This is a genomic window from Nocardia sp. NPDC024068 (assembly GCF_040638875.1).
In the GTDB taxonomy this organism is placed as follows: Bacteria; Actinomycetota; Actinomycetes; order Mycobacteriales; family Mycobacteriaceae; genus Nocardia.
On record NZ_JBEZYU010000032.1, the window covers coordinates 15,801 to 35,492 of the forward strand.

Consider the following 19,692-nt stretch of genomic DNA (forward strand, 5'->3'; position numbering starts at 1 on the left):
CATATCCATAACCACGGTTACGCACCACCTCCGACGAGTTCGCCCGGAGATACGCCCGAACCGCCGTTAACCCGGATGATTGCGCGCCGAACAGGACATTCGCGAAGGGTTAACACGGTTGCCGGCACTGCCGTGGAGGCAAAAGAGACCATGGGTTTGTTTATCGAGTCCAAACCTTCCACCGCCCTGAATTGATCCCAGAGTTGGACCGCGAGGTAGTTAACCAAGGTCGTTCCGATACGTGAACTGAGTCACTCGGCACCCGGATTCGGGCAAACCTCAGCAGCGCCGCCGCAACCGGAATTCATAGATGTGACCTTGGTCTCATCCCGGCATAAATGCTCGATAGAAGGCGGTTGAGGCTCGGGATCGCGTACACCACACCGAACGGTCCGGGCTCATGACAACGAGAAGATCCGGCAACCCGGGCCGACCCGCCCGGCATCCGGATGCCCTACAGGAACCGGACAGAACCCGTACGCCGAGACCGCACACAGAAACGAAAGAAGCCGGGGACCGGATGCGATCCACGGCTTCTTTTTTGTGGGCGAAGGGGGACTTGAACCCCCACGTCCCGAAGGACACTGGCACCTGAAGCCAGCGCGTCTGCCATTCCGCCACTCGCCCGAGCGACGGATCAGACAGTAGCACGGAGGTGACCACGGAACGAAATCACGTCGTCGAAGAACCCGGACCGACCCGCTGACCTGGGCCCGGGCAACCGTTACCACGCCGGGGGAACTCCCCAACCGTTCCGGTAGTTACAGGTATAACCGATCGTGGATATCATGCAGGGAACGTGCTCGTAGTGCGACACGCCGTACCCGCGTGTCGTCGTAAAGAAACAGGAGAGACTCACCGAAGGGAGGGCCCGGATGGGGTTCGTCTCGAGATTCGAGCGACGCCTACAGGGCGCCGTCGGTGACGTCTTCGCCCGGGTTTTCGGCGGGAGCGTGGTTCCGCAGGAGGTCGAGGCAGCGCTGCAGCGTGAGGCCGCCGACAGGATCCAGGACCTCGGTGGCGGGCATCTGCTCGCACCCAACAATTACGTGATCACGATCAACGAGTCGGATCACCGGCAACTCGATGCCGATCACGACCTCACCACCCGTGCCTTCGCCAAACATCTGCAGGATTACATCCACGATCAGGGGTGGCAGACCTACGGCGAAGTACACGTGGTGTTCGAGGCATCCCCTACGCTGCACACCGGAATGTTCAGGACGAGCGGTCGCGTCGACCCAGACGCCGGCCGCGGAGCTGCCCCGGCTCGCCGCCCGGAACCGCTACAACGACCCGCTAACCCGCAACCAGGAGCTGGCCCCATGACGCAGAACTCTGGCTACGACCCGAGCCGTGAGCACGCGGAGTCCGATCCACGTAACCGCGGGTACGCTCCCGGACCCGCGGGACGCGGGCCGCAGAACGGCGCGTACCCCGAGGACTACGGTTCCGGCGCGCCCTACAACGGTGCTCCGGATTATCAGAACGGCTACGACTACCAGCAGGGCGGCGCAGCCTACGACCAGCAGGGGTACGGCGGCCGTCCCGCTTACGACCAGCAGGGTTACGCGCAGCAGCCCGGCTACGACCAGCAGGGCTATGCCCAGCAGCCCGGTTACGACCAGGGTTATGACCAGCAGGGGTACGCCCAGCCGGGGTACGACCAGGGGTATCAGGGCCAGCCCGGCTACGACCAGCAGGGCTATGCCCAGCAGCCCGGTTACGACCAGGGCTACGACCAGCAGGGTTACGCGCAGCAGCCCGGCTACGACCAGCAGGGCTATGCCCAGCAGCCCGGTTACGACCAGGGCTACGACCAGCAGCCCGGTTACGACCAGGGCTACGACCAGCAGGGCTATGCCCAGCAGCCCGGCTACGACCAGCAGGGTCAGCAGGCCGGCTACGACCAGCAGGGTCAGCAGGCCGGCTACGCCGCCCAGGGCGGCTACGGTCAGGCCGGGTACGCGCCGGCCGCCGGCCCCGGCTTCTCCGCGACCCTCGCCCTGGACGACGGCAGCGGCCGTACCTACCAGCTCCGGGAAGGCAGCAATATCATCGGCCGCGGCCAGGATGCGCACTTCCGGCTGCCCGACACCGGAGTTTCGCGCCGCCATATCGAGGTGCGCTGGGACGGCCAGACCGCAATGCTCTCGGATCTGGGCTCGACCAACGGCACGCTGGTCAACGGATCTCCGGTCCAGGACTGGCAACTCGCCGACGGCGACGTGATTCGCGCCGGGCACTCCGAGATCCTTATCCGTATTGTCTGATGCCGTAGGCTCGCCGTGCGGATCACGAGGAACCTCTCCCATAATGGGGCGGTCCAATCGTGATCGGTCTCGTCCGACGGTCCTATGATGTGCCAACATGCTCGCGGCGCCATACCGGGCGCCGCCGGGACGAGCACTGCCACGGGGTGGGTCACACCACTCCTACGGCACCGACACACGGTCGAACAGGAGGTGGAGCGCCGTGCAGGGCCTGATTCTGCAACTGACCCGTGCCGGGTTCCTCCTGCTGCTGTGGCTGTTCGTGTGGGCAATCCTGCGCACCCTCCGCAGTGATATCTACGCGGCCTCCGGAGTGCGGCTCCAGAACCGGGGACCGCGTGGTTCCACGGTGCTGCCGTCGATGCGCCGGGGCCAGAAGGGCGCCAAACATCTTGTGGTGACTCAAGGTTCTCTCGCCGGTACCCGCATCACGCTGGGTACCCAACCGGTGCTGATCGGCCGTGCGGACGATTCCACACTGGTGCTCACCGACGATTACGCCTCCACGCGACATGCCCGGCTGTCCCTACGCGGTGACGACTGGTACGTCGAAGACCTCGGCTCGACCAACGGTACCTACCTCGATCGTGCCAAAGTCACCACCGCAGTCCGCGTTCCGCTCGGCACTCCGGTCCGGGTCGGCAAGACAGTGATCGAGCTCCGATCGTGACACTTGTTCTCCGCTACGCAGCGCGCAGCGACCGCGGCCTCGTCCGCGCCAACAACGAAGATTCCGTCTACGCGGGCGCCCGCCTGCTGGCCCTTGCCGACGGCATGGGCGGGCACGCGGCCGGCGAGGTGGCATCACAGCTGATGATCGCCGCGCTGGCGCACCTCGACGACGACGAGCCCGGTGAAGACCTGCTCGGCAAGTTGAATCGGGCGACCCATGCCGGTAATTCCGCGATCGCCGAACAGGTCGAGGAAGAACCCGAACTGGACGGGATGGGCACCACGCTCACCGCGATCCTGTTCGCGGGCAAGAAGCTCGGCATGGTGCATATCGGCGATTCCCGCGCCTATATGTTGCGCGACGGCGAACTGGCCCAGATCACCCGTGACGACACCTTTGTCCAGTCGCTGGTGGACGAGGGCCGGATCACCGCCGAACAGGCCCATACCCATCCGCAGCGGTCGCTGATCATGCGTGCCCTCACCGGTAACGAGATCGAGCCGACGCTGGTGATGCGCGAGGCCCGGGCCGGTGACCGCTATCTGCTGTGCTCCGACGGCCTCTCCGATGTCGTCAGCGACGAGACCATCGCCAACACCATGCGCGAGGGCAGCACCGACGAATGCGCCGACCGGCTCATCGAGCTGGCGCTGCGCAGCGGCGGCCCGGACAACGTCACCGTGGTCGTCGCCGATGTCATCGACCTCGACTACGGCCAGAGCCATCCGATCGTCGCGGGCGCCGCCTCCGGCGAGGCCGAGGACAACCCGCCGCCGAACACCGCCGCCGGCCGGGCCGCCGCCATGCGGCCGCCGGCCGCCGCGCCGCGGCGGGCCGCGGGTGAGCCCGAACCCGAGCCGAAGAAATCGCATAAGTTGCGCTGGGTGCTGCTGGCCCTGGCCCTCGTGCTCGCGGTCGGGATCGGACTGGTCGTGGGCTACAAGATGATCCGCTCCAACTACTACGTGGGCGCGGACAACGACAGCGTCGTGGTCATGCAGGGCCTGCCCGGATCGATCCTCGGTTACTCCATCCACGAGGTGAACCTGGTCGGCTGCGTAACCGCGAAGGACCGGCTCACCCTCGTCGACAGCGGCGCGCCGCTGCCCGACGACTGCCGTGAGCTGAAGGTCAGCGATCTCGAGCAGACCGGGCGCGACCAGGTGGAACGCGGACTGCCGCCCGGCACCCTGGACAAGGCCAGGGAGCAGATGCGGGTCCTTGCGGACCGTGAACTGCTGCCGGTCTGCAAGAAGAACGCCTCCGCCGCGCAGCCCGGCGTGGTCACCACCACCCCGACGCCCGCGCCGCCGGCCGCGCCGGCCCCCACGCCCGCGGCGCCCCCGCCCGCGCCCGCACCCGGTTCGAACGGCGAGAATCCCGCGCCGCCCGCACCCCCGACCACCACCGCGCCGGCGCCGACGACCACCGCAGCGCCCCAGATCGCCGGGGAGAACTGCCGGGTGGCGGACTGATGTCCGCACCGGCACCACCGGCCGCCGGGGCTTTTCCGAGCCCCCCGGGCGGTTTCGCGGCAGCGCCGTCGCCCCGGAACCGGCGTAATACCGAACTCCTGTTGCTCGGGTTCGCCGCGTTCATCACCACGGCCGCGCTGTTCCTGGTCGAGGCCGGCCAGGAACAGTCGCTGACCTGGGATATCGCCAAATACGGGCTGGCCTACCTGGGGCTTTTCGCCGTGGCCCACCTCGCGGTGCGCCGGTTCGCGCCCTACACCGACCCGCTGCTGCTGCCGATAGTCGCGCTGCTCAACGGGATCGGGCTGGTGCTCATCCATCGCCTGGACCTCGCGGACCAGCAGACGGCGGCCTACAACTCGTGGGATATCCCCTCCCCCGACGCCAACCAGCAGATCCTGTGGACCGCACTGGGCATCGTCCTGTTCGTCGCGATCCTGCTGACGCTGCGCGACTACCGGACCCTGGCCAAATACGCCTACACCCTCGGGCTGGTCGGACTGGTGGCGCTCGCGATCCCGGCGATCCTGCCCAGTTCGCTCTCCGAGGTCAACGGCGCGAAGATCTGGATCCGGCTGCCCGGCCTGAGCCTGCAGCCCGGCGAGTTCGCGAAGATCCTGCTGATCATCTTCTTCGCCTCGGTACTCGTCTCGAAACGTGAACTGTTCACCGCGGCCGGCCGGCACTTCCTCGGTATGGAATTCCCGCGCGCCCGCGATCTGGGCCCGATTCTGGCCGTGTGGATCGTCTGCATCGGCGTGCTGGTGTTCGAGAAAGACCTCGGCACCTCACTGCTGATCTTCGGCACGGTCCTGGTGATGCTCTACATCGCGACCGAACGTGTCGGCTGGCTGCTCATCGGCGGCGGTCTGCTGCTGCTCGGTTTCGTCTTCGCCTACCAGCTTTTCGGGCATGTCCGGGTGCGGGTGGAAACCTGGCTGCACCCGTTCGACGACTACAACAACACGGGCTATCAGATCGTGCAGTCGCTGTTCGGGCTCGCCACCGGCGGGCTCGCCGGAACCGGTCTCGGCAGCGGGCGGCCCTCGCAGGTGCCGTTCGCCAAAACCGACTTCATCGTCACCACGATCGGCGAAGAACTCGGCCTCATCGGCCTGACCGCGATCCTGATCCTGTTCCTGATGCTGATCCTGCGCGGTATGCGCACCGCGCTGGCGATCCGTGACAGTTTCGGGAAACTGCTCGCCGCCGGCCTGTCGTTCACCATCGCCATCCAGGTCTTCGTGGTCGTGGGCGGGGTGACCAAGCTGATCCCGCTCACCGGTCTCACCACCCCCTTCGTCTCCTACGGCGGTTCCTCGCTGCTGGCCAACTACATCCTGCTGGCCCTGCTCATCAAGATCTCGGACGCGGCGCGCGAACCGGCCCCGGCCCGGCGCCGCGAACCGGCCCCGGCGCCGCTGGCGGAAGCACAGACCGTGATGGTGTCGCGACCGCGAGGGGGTCACCAGTGAACACACCGCTACGCCGGGTGGCCATGGCGGTCATGGTGATGATCGTGGCCCTGCTGCTCAACGCCACCTATGTCCAGGTGATCAAGGCCGACGACTACCGCGCCGACCCCCGTAACTCCCGGGTGCTGCTCGACGAGTACTCACGCCAGCGCGGGCAGATCTCCGCCGGCGGCACGGTACTGGCGAGTTCCGTCGCCACCGACGACCGCTACAAGTATCTGCGCAACTACCCCACCGATCCGGCCGCCTACGCCCCCGTGACCGGCTTCTACTCCATGCAGTACGGCAGCACCGGCCTGGAACGCGCCGAGGACCCGGTGCTCAACGGATCCGACGGGCAGCTGTTCGGGAGCCGCCTGGTGGATCTCGTCTCCGGGCGCGACCCCCGCGGCGGCAATGTGGTCACCACGATCGACCCCGCGATGCAGCAGGTCGCCTACAACGAGCTCACCAGCAAGGGCTACACGGGTTCGGTGGTGGCGATCGAGCCGAGCACCGGCAAGATCCTCACCATGGTGTCCACGCCGAGCTACGACCCGAACCAGCTGTCCGGGCACGACGGCGCCCAGGGCACCCAGGCCTGGGAGAGTCTGAGCGCCGACGAGAACCAGCCCATGCTGAACCGGGCGATCTCACAGACCTATCCGCCGGGCTCCACCTTCAAGGTCGTGGTCACCGCGGCCGCGCTGTCCAACGGCAAGGCCAACCCGCAGAGCCAGTTCACCGCGGCGCCCAACATCACGCTGCCCGGCACCAGCACCACGCTGGAGAACTACAACGGCAGCACCTGCGGTTCCGGTGCCACCGCCAGCCTCTACGAGGCGTTCCGCCGGTCGTGCAACACGGCGTTCGTGGAACTCGGCGTTGACGTCGGCGCACCGGCACTGGAAGACGAGGCGGCCGCCTTCGGAATCGGCCCGCATCGCGGTATCCCGATGCCGGTCGCCGAGAGTTCGGTGGGCAATATCCCCGACGACGCCGCCCTCGCGCAGAGCAGTATCGGCCAGCGTGATGTGGCGCTCACCCCACTGGACAACGCGGTGATCGCGGCTACCGTCGCCAACGGCGGCGTGCGGATGGAGCCCTACCTCGTCGACCAGTTGCAGAACCCCGATCTGAGTGAATTGGCCACCACCGAACCGGTCTCGGTCGGGCAGGCGGTGAGCGCGGAGGTAGCGTCTACCCTGACCGACCTGATGGTGGCCTCGGAAGAGAACACCGCGGGTAGCGGCGGCTCGGGCTATCGGATCGCGTCCAAGACCGGTACCGCCGAGCACGGCTCCGACCCGCGCAACACACCGCCGCATGCCTGGTACATAGCGTTCGCTCCCGCCGAGAACCCGAAGATCGCCATCGCGGTCATCGTGGAGAACGGCGGTGACCGCGCGCTGGCGGCTACCGGTGGTTCGGTCGCCGCGCCGGTTGCCCGGGCGGTACTGGACGCAGGTCTGCGAGGTCGCTGAACGAGATGGATGTGCGAGTGAATCTGCGGGGAACCCGATGCTGACAAACGGCGCGATGATCGCGGACCGCTACCGGCTGCAGCGGCTGATCGCCACCGGCGGTATGGGCCAGGTGTGGGAAGCCCTGGACACCCGGCTGGATCGTCGTGTCGCGGTCAAGGTACTCAAGTCAGAGTTCTCCGCCGACCCGACCTTCCGGCACCGGTTCCGCACCGAGGCCAGGACGACCGCGCAGCTGAACCACTCCGGTATCGCCGGCATCTACGACTACGGCGAAACCTACGACCCGCAGGGTGGTGAGACCGCCTATCTGGTGATGGAACTGGTGCAGGGCGAGCCGCTGAACACTGTGCTGAACCGACTCGGCCGGTTGTCGGTGGTGCAGGGTCTGGATCTGCTGGAGCAGACCGGTCGCGCCCTGCAGGTCGCGCACCAGGCGGGTGTGGTGCATCGCGATGTGAAGCCGGGAAACATCCTGGTGACCCCCACCGGTCAGGTGAAGATCACCGACTTCGGTATCGCCAAGGCGGTAGACGCCTCGCCGGTCACCAAAACCGGCATGGTGATGGGCACCGCCCAGTACATCGCCCCGGAACAGGCGGTCGGCGAGGACGCCACCGCGGCCAGCGACGTGTACTCACTGGGTGTGGTGGGTTACGAGGCCCTCGCCGGGCAGCGCCCGTTCACCGGCGACGGTGCGTTGACCGTCGCGATGAAACATGTGCGCGAAGTACCGCCGCCGATGCCTGCCGACCTCCCTCCGAATGTGCGCGAGCTGGTCGAGATCACCTTGGCCAAGGACCCGTCGCAGCGCTACACCGACGGCGGCGAGTTCGCCGAGGCGGTCGCGGCGGTGCGTTCCGGTCGCCGGCCGCCACCACCGCGGAACTTCGTCGCGGCAGGTCCCACCAGCGTGATTCCCGCACCTCAACCGGGTTACGACGAGGGCGCGACGATGCGTTACGCCACGCCGCCCGGGGCCGGTTACGCCACGCCGGCGACGGCGATGGCGGGTCCGGCCACCGCTATGGATCGCGGCGCGCACGAGGTCGACCCCGACGACTACCGGGACGGCTCCGGCGGCGGGCTCAACAAGAACCAGAAGTGGATGATCGGGCTGGGTATCGGCGCACTGCTGCTCGGCGGGGCCGTGCTGTGGCTGCTCTTCGGCGGCGATACCAACCCGGGCGGCACCTCGCCGGGAACGTCGTCCACCGCGCCGACCACCCGGCAGCTCCCGCCCCCGGTCACCACGACCTATGAGGTCACCGAGCCTCCGGTCTGGACTCCCACCGAGACGCCCACGCAGCAGGCGCCGACGACGACCACGCAACCGCCGACCACCACCACGCAGCCGCCGACGACGACCACGCAGTCGACGACCACCGCGCCGACCACCACCGAAGAGACCACGGACGAGGAGACGACCACCACCGGTCGTCCGGTGGTCCCGCCCATCGAGTTCCCCGATGTCGTGCCGACAGTGGACAACCGCACCACCATCAACCTGCCGCCCTTCAATCCGCAAGGACAGCCATGACGACCCCGAAGAACCTCTCGTCCCGGTACGAGCTGGGCGAGATCATCGGGTTCGGTGGGATGTCGGAAGTCCACAGAGCACGCGACCTCCGGTTGAACCGCGATGTCGCGATCAAGGTGCTGCGCGCCGACCTCGCCCGGGATCCCACGTTCTATCTGCGTTTCAAGCGCGAGGCCCAGAACGCCGCGGCGCTGAACCATCCCGCCATCGTCGCCGTGTACGACACCGGCGAGGCCGAGGTCGACGGCGGGCCACTGCCGTTCATCGTGATGGAGTACGTGGAGGGCGATACGTTGCGCGATATCGTGCGCAACGAGGGCCCGCTGCCGCCGCGCCGGGCTATGGAGGTCATCGCCGACGTCTGCGCGGCCCTGGATTTCAGCCATAAGGCCGGAATCGTGCACCGTGATATGAAGCCCGCCAACATCATGATCAACCGCGCGGGCGCGGTGAAGGTGATGGATTTCGGTATCGCCCGCGCGATCGCCGATGCCGCCAACCCGATGACCGCAACCGCCGCCGTGATCGGCACCGCCCAGTACCTGTCGCCGGAACAGGCGCGCGGTGAAACCGTCGATGCCCGATCCGATGTGTACTCCGTCGGCTGTGTGCTGTTCGAGATCCTCACCGGGCAGCCGCCGTTCACCGGTGATTCCCCGGTCGCGGTGGCCTACCAGCATGTTCGGGAAGATCCGCGGCTGCCCTCGCTCGTGCACGAGGGTGTACCGCGCGAACTGGATTCCGTGGTCCTCGAGGCGATGGCCAAGAATCCGGCCAACCGCTACCAGAGCGCCGCCGAGATGCGCGGGGACCTGATCCGGGTCCTGGGCGGGCAGAAGCCCGGCGCGCCCATGGTGATGACCGACGAGGATCGCACCACGATGCTCGGCCCGGCGGATCCGGGATCGCGCGGCTACCACCGCCTCGACGACGACGAAGACCTCGACGATTACGCCGGCGACGGTGGAAACCGGCGGACCGCCTATATCGCGGCCGGTGCGCTCGCCGCCGTGGTGCTGGCATTCGGCCTGTTCTGGATGCTGATCGGTCCGGGCAGCAAACCCGATCAGGTCGCGGTGCCGGATGTTTCGAACGTCACCGCGAGCGAGGCCGAGCAGAAGCTCGATTCGCTCGGCTTCGATGTCGCCATCCAGGAGAAACCGGACGGCAAGATCGGTGCCGGCAATGTCATCGCGACCCAGCCGCTGGGCGGTTCCCGGGCCGATGAGGGCAGCACCATCACGGTGCAGGTATCCACCGGACCCCAGCAGGTGCCGGTACCCCGGCTCACCGGCCTCACCAGGCAGGAAGCCGAACAGGAACTCAACAACGCCGGTCTCCAGGTCAATCCCGATGTCAGGCGGGAACCGTCCAGCGCGCAGGACAAGGACAAGGTGATCGGCCTGGATCCCTCACCGGGGATCGAGATGGACGCCGGCAGTCAGATCACCCTGATCGTCGGTTCCGGTCCGGAGCAGGTCCGGGTGCTCGATGTGGTCGGCCAGCTGATCGATGTGGCGCAGCCGAACCTGGAGGGCGCCGGTTTCAAGATCGTCGTGGAGCAGGTGCAATCGGCACGGCCGCGCGGCGAGGTGCTGTCCACCGACCCCGCCGGCGGCTCCATGGCCGACAAGGGGTCCACCATCACGGTGCAGGTGGCCCAGAGCGACCGGATCGCGATGCCGAACCTCATCGGACTGAGCGCGGCCGAGGTCGTCGACAAACTGCGCGAAAGCGGCTGGCAGGGCAGCGTGAACCAGGTCCGGCAGATCACGCAGATCACGCTGAACTCGGATCAGGCCGGAAAGGTGCTCAGCCAGCAGCCGTCGGCGGGAACCACAGTGCAGTCCTCGACGACCGTCACCATCAACACCGGAGTTCTTCCGCTGGGTCCCCCCTGAGCGCTGCCGGGCCCGGGCCCGGCAGCATCTCCGGTCGGTGATCGGCGGTCGTCGCTACACGGCGAGTGCGGCGACCTCGGATTCCAGCATCTCCACCAGGCCCTCGGCGGGCCGTCGGCCGCAGAACTCGAGCCAGTTCGCCAGCATCCGGTGCCCGCCCTGGGTCAGTACCGATTCGGGGTGGAACTGCACACCGTGGATCGGCAGCTCACGATGCCGCAGGGCCATGACGATGCCCGTTTCGGTACGCCCGATGACCTCGAATTCCGGCGGGATCGTCTCTTCCAGCACGGTCAGCGAGTGATACCGCGTGGCAGTGAAGGGATCGGGCAGTCCGGCCAGTACCCCGGCTCCGATATGGAACACCGAGCTGGTCTTCCCGTGCAGGAGCTCCGGTGCGCGGGTCACGGTGGCGCCGAAGGCCGCGCCGATCGCCTGATGTCCGAGGCACACGCCGAGCATCGGGGTGGCCGCCCGGGCGCACGCGCGCACCAGTTCGACGCTCACACCGGCCCGTTCCGGGGTTCCGGGACCCGGGCTGATCAGGATTCCGTCGAAGTCACGGGCCACGGCGTCCAGATCGTCCAGATGCGGGTCGTCGTTGCGCCAGACGACGGCCTCGACGCCCAGCTGGCCCAGATACTGGACCAGGTTGAACACGAAGCTGTCGTAGTTGTCGACGACCAGAACACGCATGCACAAAGATTACGTGTTCGGTGCCCGCGAGGAGGCCCCCGGCCTGCGGTTCGTACCGGGTTCGCGGTTCGGTCGAACCGGTGAGCGCGTACCCACCACGCGCGACCTGCCCCGGGACTCGGTGCGGGCCGCTGGGCATCACGACGATTACCTGGTGGGATAGCCTTGGAACACGACCTGCACGCTGAACACGAGGACATCATGCCCAAGTCGAAGGTCCGGAAGAAGACCGACTACACGATCAACCCCGCCAGCCGCACGCCGGTGAAGGTGAAAGCAGTCGGTCCATCGCCCGTCTGGTACGTCGCCATCATGCTCGGCTTCATGCTCGCCGGGCTGGTCTGGTTGCTGGTCTACTATCTCGCGGCCGATCAGATCGGTTGGATGAGCAGCCTCAATGCCTGGAACTTCCTCATCGGGTTCGGGCTGATGGTGGTCGGACTGATCATGACGATGCGGTGGCGGTAGCACGTCCCCAGCGGGGATTACACGGGTGTAATTAATGCACACTTGTGGATAAACCTGTGGATAACTCATCGGACGGATAGGGGACGACGCCGCGTGCAGCCCGAGAGCACGGAACCGAGCCTGGCCTGGACGACTCCACTGCCCGCGCTGGTCGCGGTCGCGGCGGGAGGTTTGATATTGGCCGGTGCCGCGGTGTTCACCGCCGAAGTTCCCGGCAAGTTCCTACTCGGGGTAGCCGCCGTGGTGCTGCTCGCACTGGCCGGGATGGGGATACGGCAGCGCCCGCGGTTATCGGTGGTCCCGGGCGACCGGCCGCTGCTGGTACTGCGCGGCCTGACCGGCGTCACGCGGTACACCCGCGAACAGATCTTGCGCGCCCGAGTGGTGGGCTACCGCAGGCTCGGCCGGAAATCACCGATGCTGGAGATCGACGTCGACCACCTCGGCACGGAACGACTGCTCATCTTCGGCCGATGGGATCTCGGTACCAGTCCGGAGGATGTCTACGAGACCCTGCGCAAGGAACTCCGCCTCCGCGGCGAATCAGCGCGCTGAACTACCCGCCGTAACAGGCCCTCATGTTTCACGTAAAACAATGGGCTTTCAGCGCAGCGTCATGATGGCGCTTTCAGCGCAGTGCCATGGTGGCCACGACGATCACCGCAAGGACCGCGACAGCCAGGGTCACCAGCGCGACGATGCCGACCACTCGCGCCCGTTCGGGCGTCCGGGCTCCCAGCCAGGACGGCAGGAAGACGACTCCGAGGGTCGCCAGAGTGCCGGCGGCCAGGCCGCCGAGGTGACCCCACAGTGAGATCCCGGGCAACGAGAAGCTGATGAACACATTGATCCCGATCAGGATCAGCATGCTGTTCGGATTCTGCCGCAGCCGGATCAGGATGACCGTGATCGCGCCGAACAGGCCGTATACCGCGCCGGACGCGCCGGCGGTCAGGCTGTTCTGGGCCAGCAGCATCACCGCGGCCGATCCGCCGAGCAGCGAGATCAGATACACCGCCAGATAGCGGGCCCGGCCGAGCACCAGTTCGATATCACGACCCACGATGTAGAGCGCGAACATATTCAACAGCAGATGGATCAGCCCGTAGTGCAGGAATCCGGAGCCGATCACCCGGAACCAGTCACCACTTGCAACCGCCGGCGGGAACATCACCCAGTCCACGAACAGCGCCGATCCGCGCTCGTTCGCCATCAGACTGCGGGACTGCGCCGCGGTGACCACGTAGACCAGCACATTGAGGGCGATCAGCGTATAGGTGACGATCGGGGTCCCGCTGCGCGCGGCCGCGGCACCCGAGACCGTGCGTACCTGCGGAGTAGTGCGCCGGTCGGCGCGCACACAATCGACGCAGTGCTGCCCGACCGAGGCCGGGCGCAAGCATTCCGGACACGCCGGACGTCCACACCGGGTGCACGACAGCCCGGTCGGACGATCTGTATGACGTACACATACCTGAGCGGGGGGTGGCGACTGTTGTGGATTCACCGAACGACCCGCGAAGTGAACGGCTGGAGGACCTCGCGGCGCGCTGCCGACCGGATGCGGCGTGTCGTACTCACCTGCCCCATCGTGCCATGTGTCCGTTTCGCGCGGATCGCAGCAACGGGTCACCACCCCGCAGAACAGCCGCTGACCTGGAGATCTGCGTTATCGGTCCGGCTGTGCCAGAGTTGAGCCATGAGTTCGAGGCCATTGCGTCCGTCCGGTCGTTCGCGTTACCGCCTGCTGGCCGCCGCCGCGGTCGCGGCGGCAGGCGGTACGGCATGGCTGGTGCGCAGTAAGCGCCCGGCGCCTCCCGAACCGGCACCCGCCCCGCCGCGGATCGGCCACTCCCGCAACGGCGTCGCGGCGACCCCGGACACCGGAGCCGCCGCGCCCGGCGAGGACTGAGTCCGCCCCTCAGCGGCTGACGGTCTTGCGGTACTGCCGCAGCGCCAGCGGTACGAACACCACCAGAATGATCACCACCCAGATCAGGGTTGTGGCGATCGGGTGCTCCAGCGACCACGCCGTCGACCCGTCCACCACCGGCGAGGCGTTCCCGAACAGTTCACGGGTCGCCTGAGCCAGCGCGGAGACCGGGTTCCATTCGGCGAAAATCCGCAACGGAGTGGGCAGATCCTGCAGGGGTACGAAGGTGTTGGCCAGGAAGGTGAGCGGGAAGATCACCATGAAACTGGCGTTGTTGAACACCTCGGGGGTATGGACCAGCAGCCCGACCACCGCCATGATCCAGGAGATCGCGTAGGCGAACAGCAGCAGGAGTGCGTAGGCGAGCACCGCGTCCAGCACCGAACCGCGGATCCGCCAGCCGACCACGAGGCCGGTCAGCGACATCACCACCAGGCTGACCACGTTGATCACCACGTCGCTGACCGTGCGCCCGATCAACACCGAGGACGGCGCCATTGGCAGGGACCGGAACCGGTCGATGATGCCCTTCTGCATATCCTCGGCAAGGCTGAGCCCGGTGAAGGTGGAACCGAACACCACCGTCTGGACGAAGATGCCCGCGATCAGGAACTCCCGATAGCCGCCCTCGAGCCCCGGCACCTTGATCGCCGTGCCGAAGATATAGGCGAACAGCAGTACGAACATGATCGGCGAGAGTGTGCTGAAGATCAGCACATCGGGTACTCGCTTGATCTTGATGACATTGCGTTTCGTGACGGTCAGACTGTCGCTGACCACCATCGACATCCGCTCGGCCAGGGTGGGCTCATCCCGGACACCGTCGGCCGTCGCCACCGTGGTCATCGGCTCTTTCCTTCCACTACCTCGATCGATTCGGTTTCCCGCGCCGCGGCGGGCGCCTCGGCGGGCCGGTCGCCCTTGCTCTGGTACTCCGCATCCTCGTCTTCGGCCTCCTCGGCCTCGTGACCGGTCAGCGAGAGGAAGACATCGTCCAGCGAAGGCCGCCGCAGCCCGACGTCGTGGATCTTGACGCCCTCGTCGGTGAGCCGGCCGATGGCGTCCACCAGCGCCTGCGATCCGGCGCTGACCGGAACCACGACCCGGCGCAACCCGGGTTCGAGGTGGATCTCACCGTCGGCCAGCGGGGTGAGCGCCCGCTGGGCCACAGCCAGATTGTCGACGTGATCGACGGTCAGCTCGATCCGGTCACCGCCGACCATGCTCTTGAGTTGGTCGGCGGTACCGCGGGCGATCACCTGGCCCCGGTCGATCACCGCGATCGCATCGGCCAGCCGGTCCGCCTCTTCCATGTACTGCGTGGTGAGCAGCAGGGTGGTGCCACCCGCGACCAGTTCCTCGATGACATCCCAGAGGTCGAGCCGGGCCCGCGGGTCCAGACCGGTGGTGGGTTCGTCGAGGAAGAGGACCGGCGGATTGGCCACCAGTGCGCCGGCCAGGTCGAGCCTGCGACGCATACCGCCGGAGTAGCCCCGGACCGGCCTATCGGCGGCATCGCTGAGGCGGAACCGCTCGAGCAGCTCCCGGGCGCGCTCCTTACTGCGCCGCGTTCCCATGTGATAGAGCCTGCCCACCATCTCCAGGTTCTCGAATCCGGTGAGGTACTCGTCGACCGCCGCGTACTGGCCCGATGCGCCGATACGAGAGCGCAGGGCCCGGGGCCGGGCGAGTACGTCGATACCCGCCACGGTCGCGCTGCCGGCGTCGGGTATCAGCAGGGTGGTCAGGACCCGGACGGTGGTGGTCTTCCCGGCTCCGTTGGGCCCGAGCAGGGCGGTCACGGTGCCTTCGGGCACGGTGAGGTCGAGACCGTCGAGGGCGCGGACGTTCGGACCGTAGTGTTTGACGAGACCCTCGGCGACTATTGCGTCGGGCATGATTCTCCTGAAACTCGTAATTGTCGGGGGACGAGGTACGTGTCATCGAGCGCCGACGGCAGTAGAGCCGCCGACCTGCAGCGCGTGTGGTAGCCGGCCGTATGTGGAGCCAGTATCGTCGCGGTCGCCGACGTTTTCATCCGATTTATCCGGTTCGCCCGCGACTTCAGCGGCATAGTGCCATCGGGGTACGACAGGTTCGGTGACGTCCGGACGCGCACGTCCGGAACCTGCGCATACGGCTGTGATCTGCACCAAAAAATCTTGGAAACTACTGGGCCCCTTGTACGCGCAACGCAGGTTCATCGCGTAGGATCAATCGCGTCGGCCCCTCCCCCCCGGGCCGACCTTACGCGGGCCTCGGCTAACTCCCCCCCTTCGCCGAGGCCCGCTCTCATGCCCGGACTCCGGGATCTTCCGCCTCGGGAACCACCTCGACCCGCCCACCCGAACGGGCGCAGCCGTGCCGATAAGTCGTCTGCCTGCGGTGGGGCCTCGAATCCGGCCGTCTCCTACCGCCGTACGACCTTGATCCACCCCCGCAAGGATGAGAGAGTTGAAGTATCATCGTCTCATCAGATTGATGCAGTAGATCAAGGGAGATCCGCATGACCGCGTCCGTCGACGTCGCATCCATCGACACGCACGCTCCGGCCCAGCGTCGTCCATTCGGTCCGGGCACCCGCACCTGGGAGGAGACCGGACTGGTCACTTTCTCCCTCACCGCCGGCTCGGCCTTCCTCCTGCAGACCATGGAGCCCACGATCTCCGCGGTGGTCGACGCCCACTCCACCTTCCGCACCGACCCCATCGGCCGAGCCCTGCGCAGCCTTTCCGCGGTGATGATGTGGACCTACGGCGGCGAGGAATCGCTGGGCGAAACCGATCGCCTCCGCAAAATGCACGCGACCCTCAACACCACCGACGACAAAGGCATCCGGCATACCGCGCTCTCCAGCGGGCCCTGGGCCTGGGTCCTGCACACCGGGACCTTCGCCTTCTCGGAGAACGCCAAATACTTCTCGAAGCGGCCGCTGACCATCGCCGAGAAGGAGGACTACTACCGCGAAGCCCTCCAGCTGATGCGGAACTTCTCGGTACCGCCCAAAGAGCTGCCCGCGACCTACGCCGAGTTCGAGAAGTTCTTCGCCGATCAGGTCGAGAACCATCTGCAGGCGACCCAGACCTCGAAGGACTACCTGAAGGTCATCCGCACCATCGCGCCGCCCGCGCAGCTGCCGCGGGCCCTGCGCCCGCTGTGGCGCGCGGTGACCGACCCGTTCGGCCGGATGCAGTACTTCGTCACCGTCGGCACCACTCCCGATGCGGCCCGCGAAAAGCTGGGCCTCACCTGGAGCGAATCCGATGAGCGCAAACTGCGGATCCTCGGCTGGTTCATCGCCCGCCTCCTCCCGCTGCTGCCCGAGCGCCTGCGGTATTTCCCCATCGCCTACGAGGCGCGCAAGCTCGAACGGGACAAGGCGCGGCTGCGCAAGGTCATCGACTCCCGGCCGCTCTGACCGCCCCGGCGGATAACACCCCGCCCCGGATCCCCCGCGGATCCGGGGCCGGTTTCCGGAATCGATACACTCTGTCGGTCCGGACACGACAGGAGTGGATATGACCGGCACCGCCGTGCTGCCCGGCTACGACCAGGTGGTGGCGCTACCCCGGGAGCTGGGCCCGTTCACCGTTCCGGAATCCTTCCGCGACGAGAACGACCATATGAACATCAAGCACTACTTCGATCTCTGCGTCGAGGCGGCGGGCGGAGTGTTCGAGCGGGCCGGGATCACCGACGAATACCGGGCCGGACGCGGCGTCGGATTCTTCACCGCCGAGCACCACATCCGCTACCACGCCGAAACGCGGGTCGGCGAAGAGGTTTCGGTGTTCGTCCGCGGAGTGGACCGCTCCGACAAGGTCGTTCATATCGTCGCACTGCTGGTCAACGACAGCACCCGCCGGCTCAGCTGCACGCTCGAGGTCACCGCCATCCACGTCGATCTGCGGACCCGGGCCGCCGCGCCGTTCGCACCGGATATCGCCGCCGCGATCGATCGGGAACTGGCTCCGTCCCAGGCGGATTGGCCGGCCCCCGTATGCGGGGCCATGGGCGTGCGCCGCTGATCCGGGCACCCAGGCACACCGGATCGCTACCCCTCGATCAATCCTGTTGCCCGCCCAGACCATCCGGGCGGACCGTGACCGCCTCGTGGCCGCGAGGCCGTGATGTGCTGACGAACAGCACCGGCTGACCGGCGTGCAATGTGCGGTAGCCGTCGGTTTCGATGCACCGGTACTCGACGAAAACCTGCTCGGTACCGTCATCGGGTTTGATGTAGCCGAAACCCTTCTCGGAGTCGAACCAGAAGACCCTTCCACGTCTCCAATCCGACCCGTCGATCCCGGGTGCGGCAAACTCCGAAGCGCGCATACCAGGTCTTCTCCACTCGTTCCATCAGGCTCGACACCACAAAACTACGCTCCGGACCCCGGTTCGTCACGGTCGCCGCGGCTTCCGGGCCCACGTCTACTCTTCCTTGGTGTCAGAATCCTCTTTCCTCGACCGCACCCGCGCCGGTTACGACAGCATCGCGCCCGCCTACGCCGCGCATTTCGCCGATGTGCTCCACGCCGACCCCTGGGCCCGCGCGCTGCTCACCGCGTTCGCCGAGGAGGTCGCGGATACGGGTCCGGTCGCCGAGTTCGGCAGCGGACCCGGCGACACCACCGCGTATCTGGCGGCGCACGGACTGCCGATACGCGGTATCGACCTGTCGCCGGCGATGGTGGACCTGGCCCGCCGCGCATACCCGGATATCCGCTTCGACGAGGGTTCGATGACCGAACCGGACCTGGCCGACGGTTCACTGGCCGCCGTCGTGTCCTGGTATTCCCTGATCCATATCCCGCCGGCCGAGCGACCGGGGGTGCTCGGAGAATTCCACCGGGTGCTGCGACCGGGCGGCCGGCTGCTGCTCGGGTTCCAGGCGGGCAACGAGGTGGTACGCCACAACGAGGGTTTCGGCCGGCAGATAGCCCTGGATTTCCACCGGCTGGCTCCCGACGAGATCGCCGCCGCTCTGGAAACCGCCGGCTTCACGATCGATATCCGGTTCGAGCGCCGGGCCATGCGGCCGGGAGAGTCGACACCGCAGGCGGCACTCATGGCGACCCGCTCGAGTTGACAGATCGTCGGATGCTATCCAAACGAGCTGTATGTCTATCATCATGATAGGCAACATGCTGATAGATCTGCGCCGGATTGCCTCCGAAACCTGTCCCCACTCGTGCGATCGTAATGATTGTTGACGCGATCATTTCGATAGACCAGCCTGGTCGGGTGGTGATCAAGAAGAACCCGCTCGGCCCGACAGGGGATACCGTCCGCGAGAACGTCCTGCGATATCGCAACCGACTGAACCTCGGCTACGCGGATCTCGCACGCAGGCTCGAGGCCCTCGGACGCCCCATCCCGGTGCTGGGATTGTCCCGGATCGAGCACGGCGAGCGCCGCATCGATGTGGACGATCTCATGGCGCTCGCCGTCGCACTCGGCGTCTCCCCCACCAGCCTGCTGCTGCCCGACACCACCGACGCCGATGAAACCGTCACCGCCACAGCGATCGAGGGAACCGCCGCGGACCTGCTGGGGTGGCACCGGCTGTACACCCCGTCGGCCCATATCGGCAGACCGGCCGACGAGCGCTTCGTCCGGGACGCCATCCGATTCATCGCCGACGCCCGGCCGCGCTGGGATATCGAGGGCCTGACCCTCGACCAGCTGCCGGGCGTCGGACATCAGGAGTACGGCGCCGAGATCGCGGAGAAGGTGCGTCACACCGATTCCGGAACCGGCACCTGACGGCCCGGCGGGGGCACCCGGCAGCATCC

Annotated in this window: 19 protein-coding genes and 1 tRNA gene; 14 read left to right on the forward strand and 6 right to left on the reverse strand. The window is 66.9% G+C overall.

The features are described 5' to 3' along the window. Positions 1 to 544 precede the first annotated feature (544 nt). Positions 545 to 627 (reverse strand) — tRNA-Leu (locus AB0F41_RS21585). 248 nt (positions 628 to 875) lie between these two features. On the opposite strand from AB0F41_RS21585, the gene AB0F41_RS21590 reads away from it, so the two are divergent. The 7 genes from AB0F41_RS21590 (at position 876) to pknB (ending at position 10,800) form a co-directional block, all read left to right on the forward strand. Continuing rightward, positions 876 to 2,273: an FhaA domain-containing protein gene (locus AB0F41_RS21590; protein WP_357426462.1), complete on the forward strand. Its 1,398-nt coding sequence runs from the start codon at positions 876 to 878 to the stop codon at positions 2,271 to 2,273. 202 nt (positions 2,274 to 2,475) lie between these two features. After that, on the forward strand, positions 2,476 to 2,943 hold the full coding sequence (locus AB0F41_RS21595; RefSeq protein WP_357426464.1) for an FHA domain-containing protein: 468 nt from the start codon (positions 2,476 to 2,478) through the stop codon (positions 2,941 to 2,943). Continuing rightward, positions 2,940 to 4,421, forward strand: a complete 1,482-nt coding sequence (locus tag AB0F41_RS21600; protein WP_357426466.1) for a PP2C family serine/threonine-protein phosphatase — start codon at positions 2,940 to 2,942, stop codon at positions 4,419 to 4,421. The genes AB0F41_RS21595 and AB0F41_RS21600 overlap by 4 nt, the downstream gene beginning before the upstream one ends. Then, on the forward strand, positions 4,421 to 5,896 hold the full coding sequence (locus tag AB0F41_RS21605) for an FtsW/RodA/SpoVE family cell cycle protein (protein ID WP_357426467.1): 1,476 nt from the start codon (positions 4,421 to 4,423) through the stop codon (positions 5,894 to 5,896). Before AB0F41_RS21600 ends, AB0F41_RS21605 begins: the two co-directional genes overlap by 1 nt. Beyond that, positions 5,893 to 7,359 (forward strand): penicillin-binding protein 2, encoded by a 1,467-nt coding sequence (locus tag AB0F41_RS21610; protein WP_357426469.1) that lies wholly within the window; start codon positions 5,893 to 5,895, stop codon positions 7,357 to 7,359. The genes AB0F41_RS21605 and AB0F41_RS21610 overlap by 4 nt, the downstream gene beginning before the upstream one ends. 37 nt (positions 7,360 to 7,396) lie before the next feature. Next, complete coding sequence (locus AB0F41_RS21615) at positions 7,397 to 8,899, forward strand: serine/threonine-protein kinase (RefSeq protein ID WP_357426471.1); 1,503 nt, start codon at positions 7,397 to 7,399, stop codon at positions 8,897 to 8,899. Next, positions 8,896 to 10,800 carry a Stk1 family PASTA domain-containing Ser/Thr kinase gene (gene pknB / locus AB0F41_RS21620; RefSeq protein ID WP_357426473.1) on the forward strand — a complete coding sequence of 635 codons (1,905 nt, stop codon included), beginning with the start codon at positions 8,896 to 8,898 and terminating at the stop codon, positions 10,798 to 10,800. Before AB0F41_RS21615 ends, pknB begins: the two co-directional genes overlap by 4 nt. 54 nt (positions 10,801 to 10,854) lie before the next feature. On the opposite strand, the gene AB0F41_RS21625 is transcribed toward pknB, so the two are convergent. Beyond that, on the reverse strand, positions 10,855 to 11,496 hold the full coding sequence (locus AB0F41_RS21625) for an aminodeoxychorismate/anthranilate synthase component II (protein ID WP_357426475.1): 642 nt from the start codon (positions 11,494 to 11,496) through the stop codon (positions 10,855 to 10,857). Positions 11,497 to 11,697: 201 nt separating this feature from the next. Between AB0F41_RS21625 and crgA the strand changes: the two genes are divergently transcribed. After that, positions 11,698 to 11,964 carry a cell division protein CrgA gene (crgA, locus tag AB0F41_RS21630; protein WP_357426477.1) on the forward strand — a complete coding sequence of 89 codons (267 nt, stop codon included), beginning with the start codon at positions 11,698 to 11,700 and terminating at the stop codon, positions 11,962 to 11,964. A 93-nt stretch (positions 11,965 to 12,057) separates the two neighbouring features. Continuing rightward, the gene (locus AB0F41_RS21635) at positions 12,058 to 12,519 is read left to right on the forward strand and encodes a PH domain-containing protein (RefSeq protein ID WP_357426479.1); all 462 of its coding nucleotides are present in this window, start codon (positions 12,058 to 12,060) and stop codon (positions 12,517 to 12,519) included. Between the two features lie 73 nt (positions 12,520 to 12,592). Here the strand turns inward: AB0F41_RS21635 and AB0F41_RS21640 are convergent, their stop codons facing one another. Beyond that, a complete protein-coding gene (locus tag AB0F41_RS21640) occupies positions 12,593 to 13,471 on the reverse strand; it encodes a rhomboid family intramembrane serine protease (protein ID WP_357426481.1) in 879 nt (292 codons plus the stop codon). 192 nt (positions 13,472 to 13,663) lie between these two features. Between AB0F41_RS21640 and AB0F41_RS21645 the strand changes: the two genes are divergently transcribed. Next, positions 13,664 to 13,876 carry a hypothetical protein gene (locus AB0F41_RS21645; protein WP_357426483.1) on the forward strand — a complete coding sequence of 71 codons (213 nt, stop codon included), beginning with the start codon at positions 13,664 to 13,666 and terminating at the stop codon, positions 13,874 to 13,876. Between the two features lie 9 nt (positions 13,877 to 13,885). Here AB0F41_RS21645 and AB0F41_RS21650 read toward each other — a convergent pair whose 3' ends face one another. Both AB0F41_RS21650 and AB0F41_RS21655 read right to left on the reverse strand, forming a co-directional pair. Beyond that, positions 13,886 to 14,686 (reverse strand): ABC transporter permease, encoded by an 801-nt coding sequence (locus AB0F41_RS21650; protein WP_357426528.1) that lies wholly within the window; start codon positions 14,684 to 14,686, stop codon positions 13,886 to 13,888. A gap of 53 nt (positions 14,687 to 14,739) precedes the next feature. Further along, a complete protein-coding gene (locus tag AB0F41_RS21655) occupies positions 14,740 to 15,795 on the reverse strand; it encodes an ATP-binding cassette domain-containing protein (protein WP_357426485.1) in 1,056 nt (351 codons plus the stop codon). A 608-nt stretch (positions 15,796 to 16,403) separates the two neighbouring features. Between AB0F41_RS21655 and AB0F41_RS21660 the strand changes: the two genes are divergently transcribed. Together AB0F41_RS21660 and AB0F41_RS21665 are read left to right on the forward strand one after the other, a co-directional pair. After that, positions 16,404 to 17,315 (forward strand): oxygenase MpaB family protein, encoded by a 912-nt coding sequence (locus AB0F41_RS21660; RefSeq protein ID WP_357426487.1) that lies wholly within the window; start codon positions 16,404 to 16,406, stop codon positions 17,313 to 17,315. A 100-nt stretch (positions 17,316 to 17,415) separates the two neighbouring features. After that, positions 17,416 to 17,925 (forward strand): thioesterase family protein, encoded by a 510-nt coding sequence (locus AB0F41_RS21665; protein ID WP_357426489.1) that lies wholly within the window; start codon positions 17,416 to 17,418, stop codon positions 17,923 to 17,925. Positions 17,926 to 17,962: 37 nt separating this feature from the next. Here AB0F41_RS21665 and AB0F41_RS21670 read toward each other — a convergent pair whose 3' ends face one another. Next, positions 17,963 to 18,232: a cold shock domain-containing protein gene (locus AB0F41_RS21670; protein WP_357426491.1), complete on the reverse strand. Its 270-nt coding sequence runs from the start codon at positions 18,230 to 18,232 to the stop codon at positions 17,963 to 17,965. A 109-nt stretch (positions 18,233 to 18,341) separates the two neighbouring features. On the opposite strand from AB0F41_RS21670, the gene AB0F41_RS21675 reads away from it, so the two are divergent. Further along, positions 18,342 to 18,986 carry a class I SAM-dependent methyltransferase gene (locus tag AB0F41_RS21675; protein WP_357426493.1) on the forward strand — a complete coding sequence of 215 codons (645 nt, stop codon included), beginning with the start codon at positions 18,342 to 18,344 and terminating at the stop codon, positions 18,984 to 18,986. Between the two features lie 155 nt (positions 18,987 to 19,141). Beyond that, entirely contained in the window at positions 19,142 to 19,663 is a 522-nt protein-coding gene (locus tag AB0F41_RS21680) for a helix-turn-helix transcriptional regulator (protein WP_357426495.1), read from the forward strand. Positions 19,664 to 19,692 lie beyond the last annotated feature (29 nt).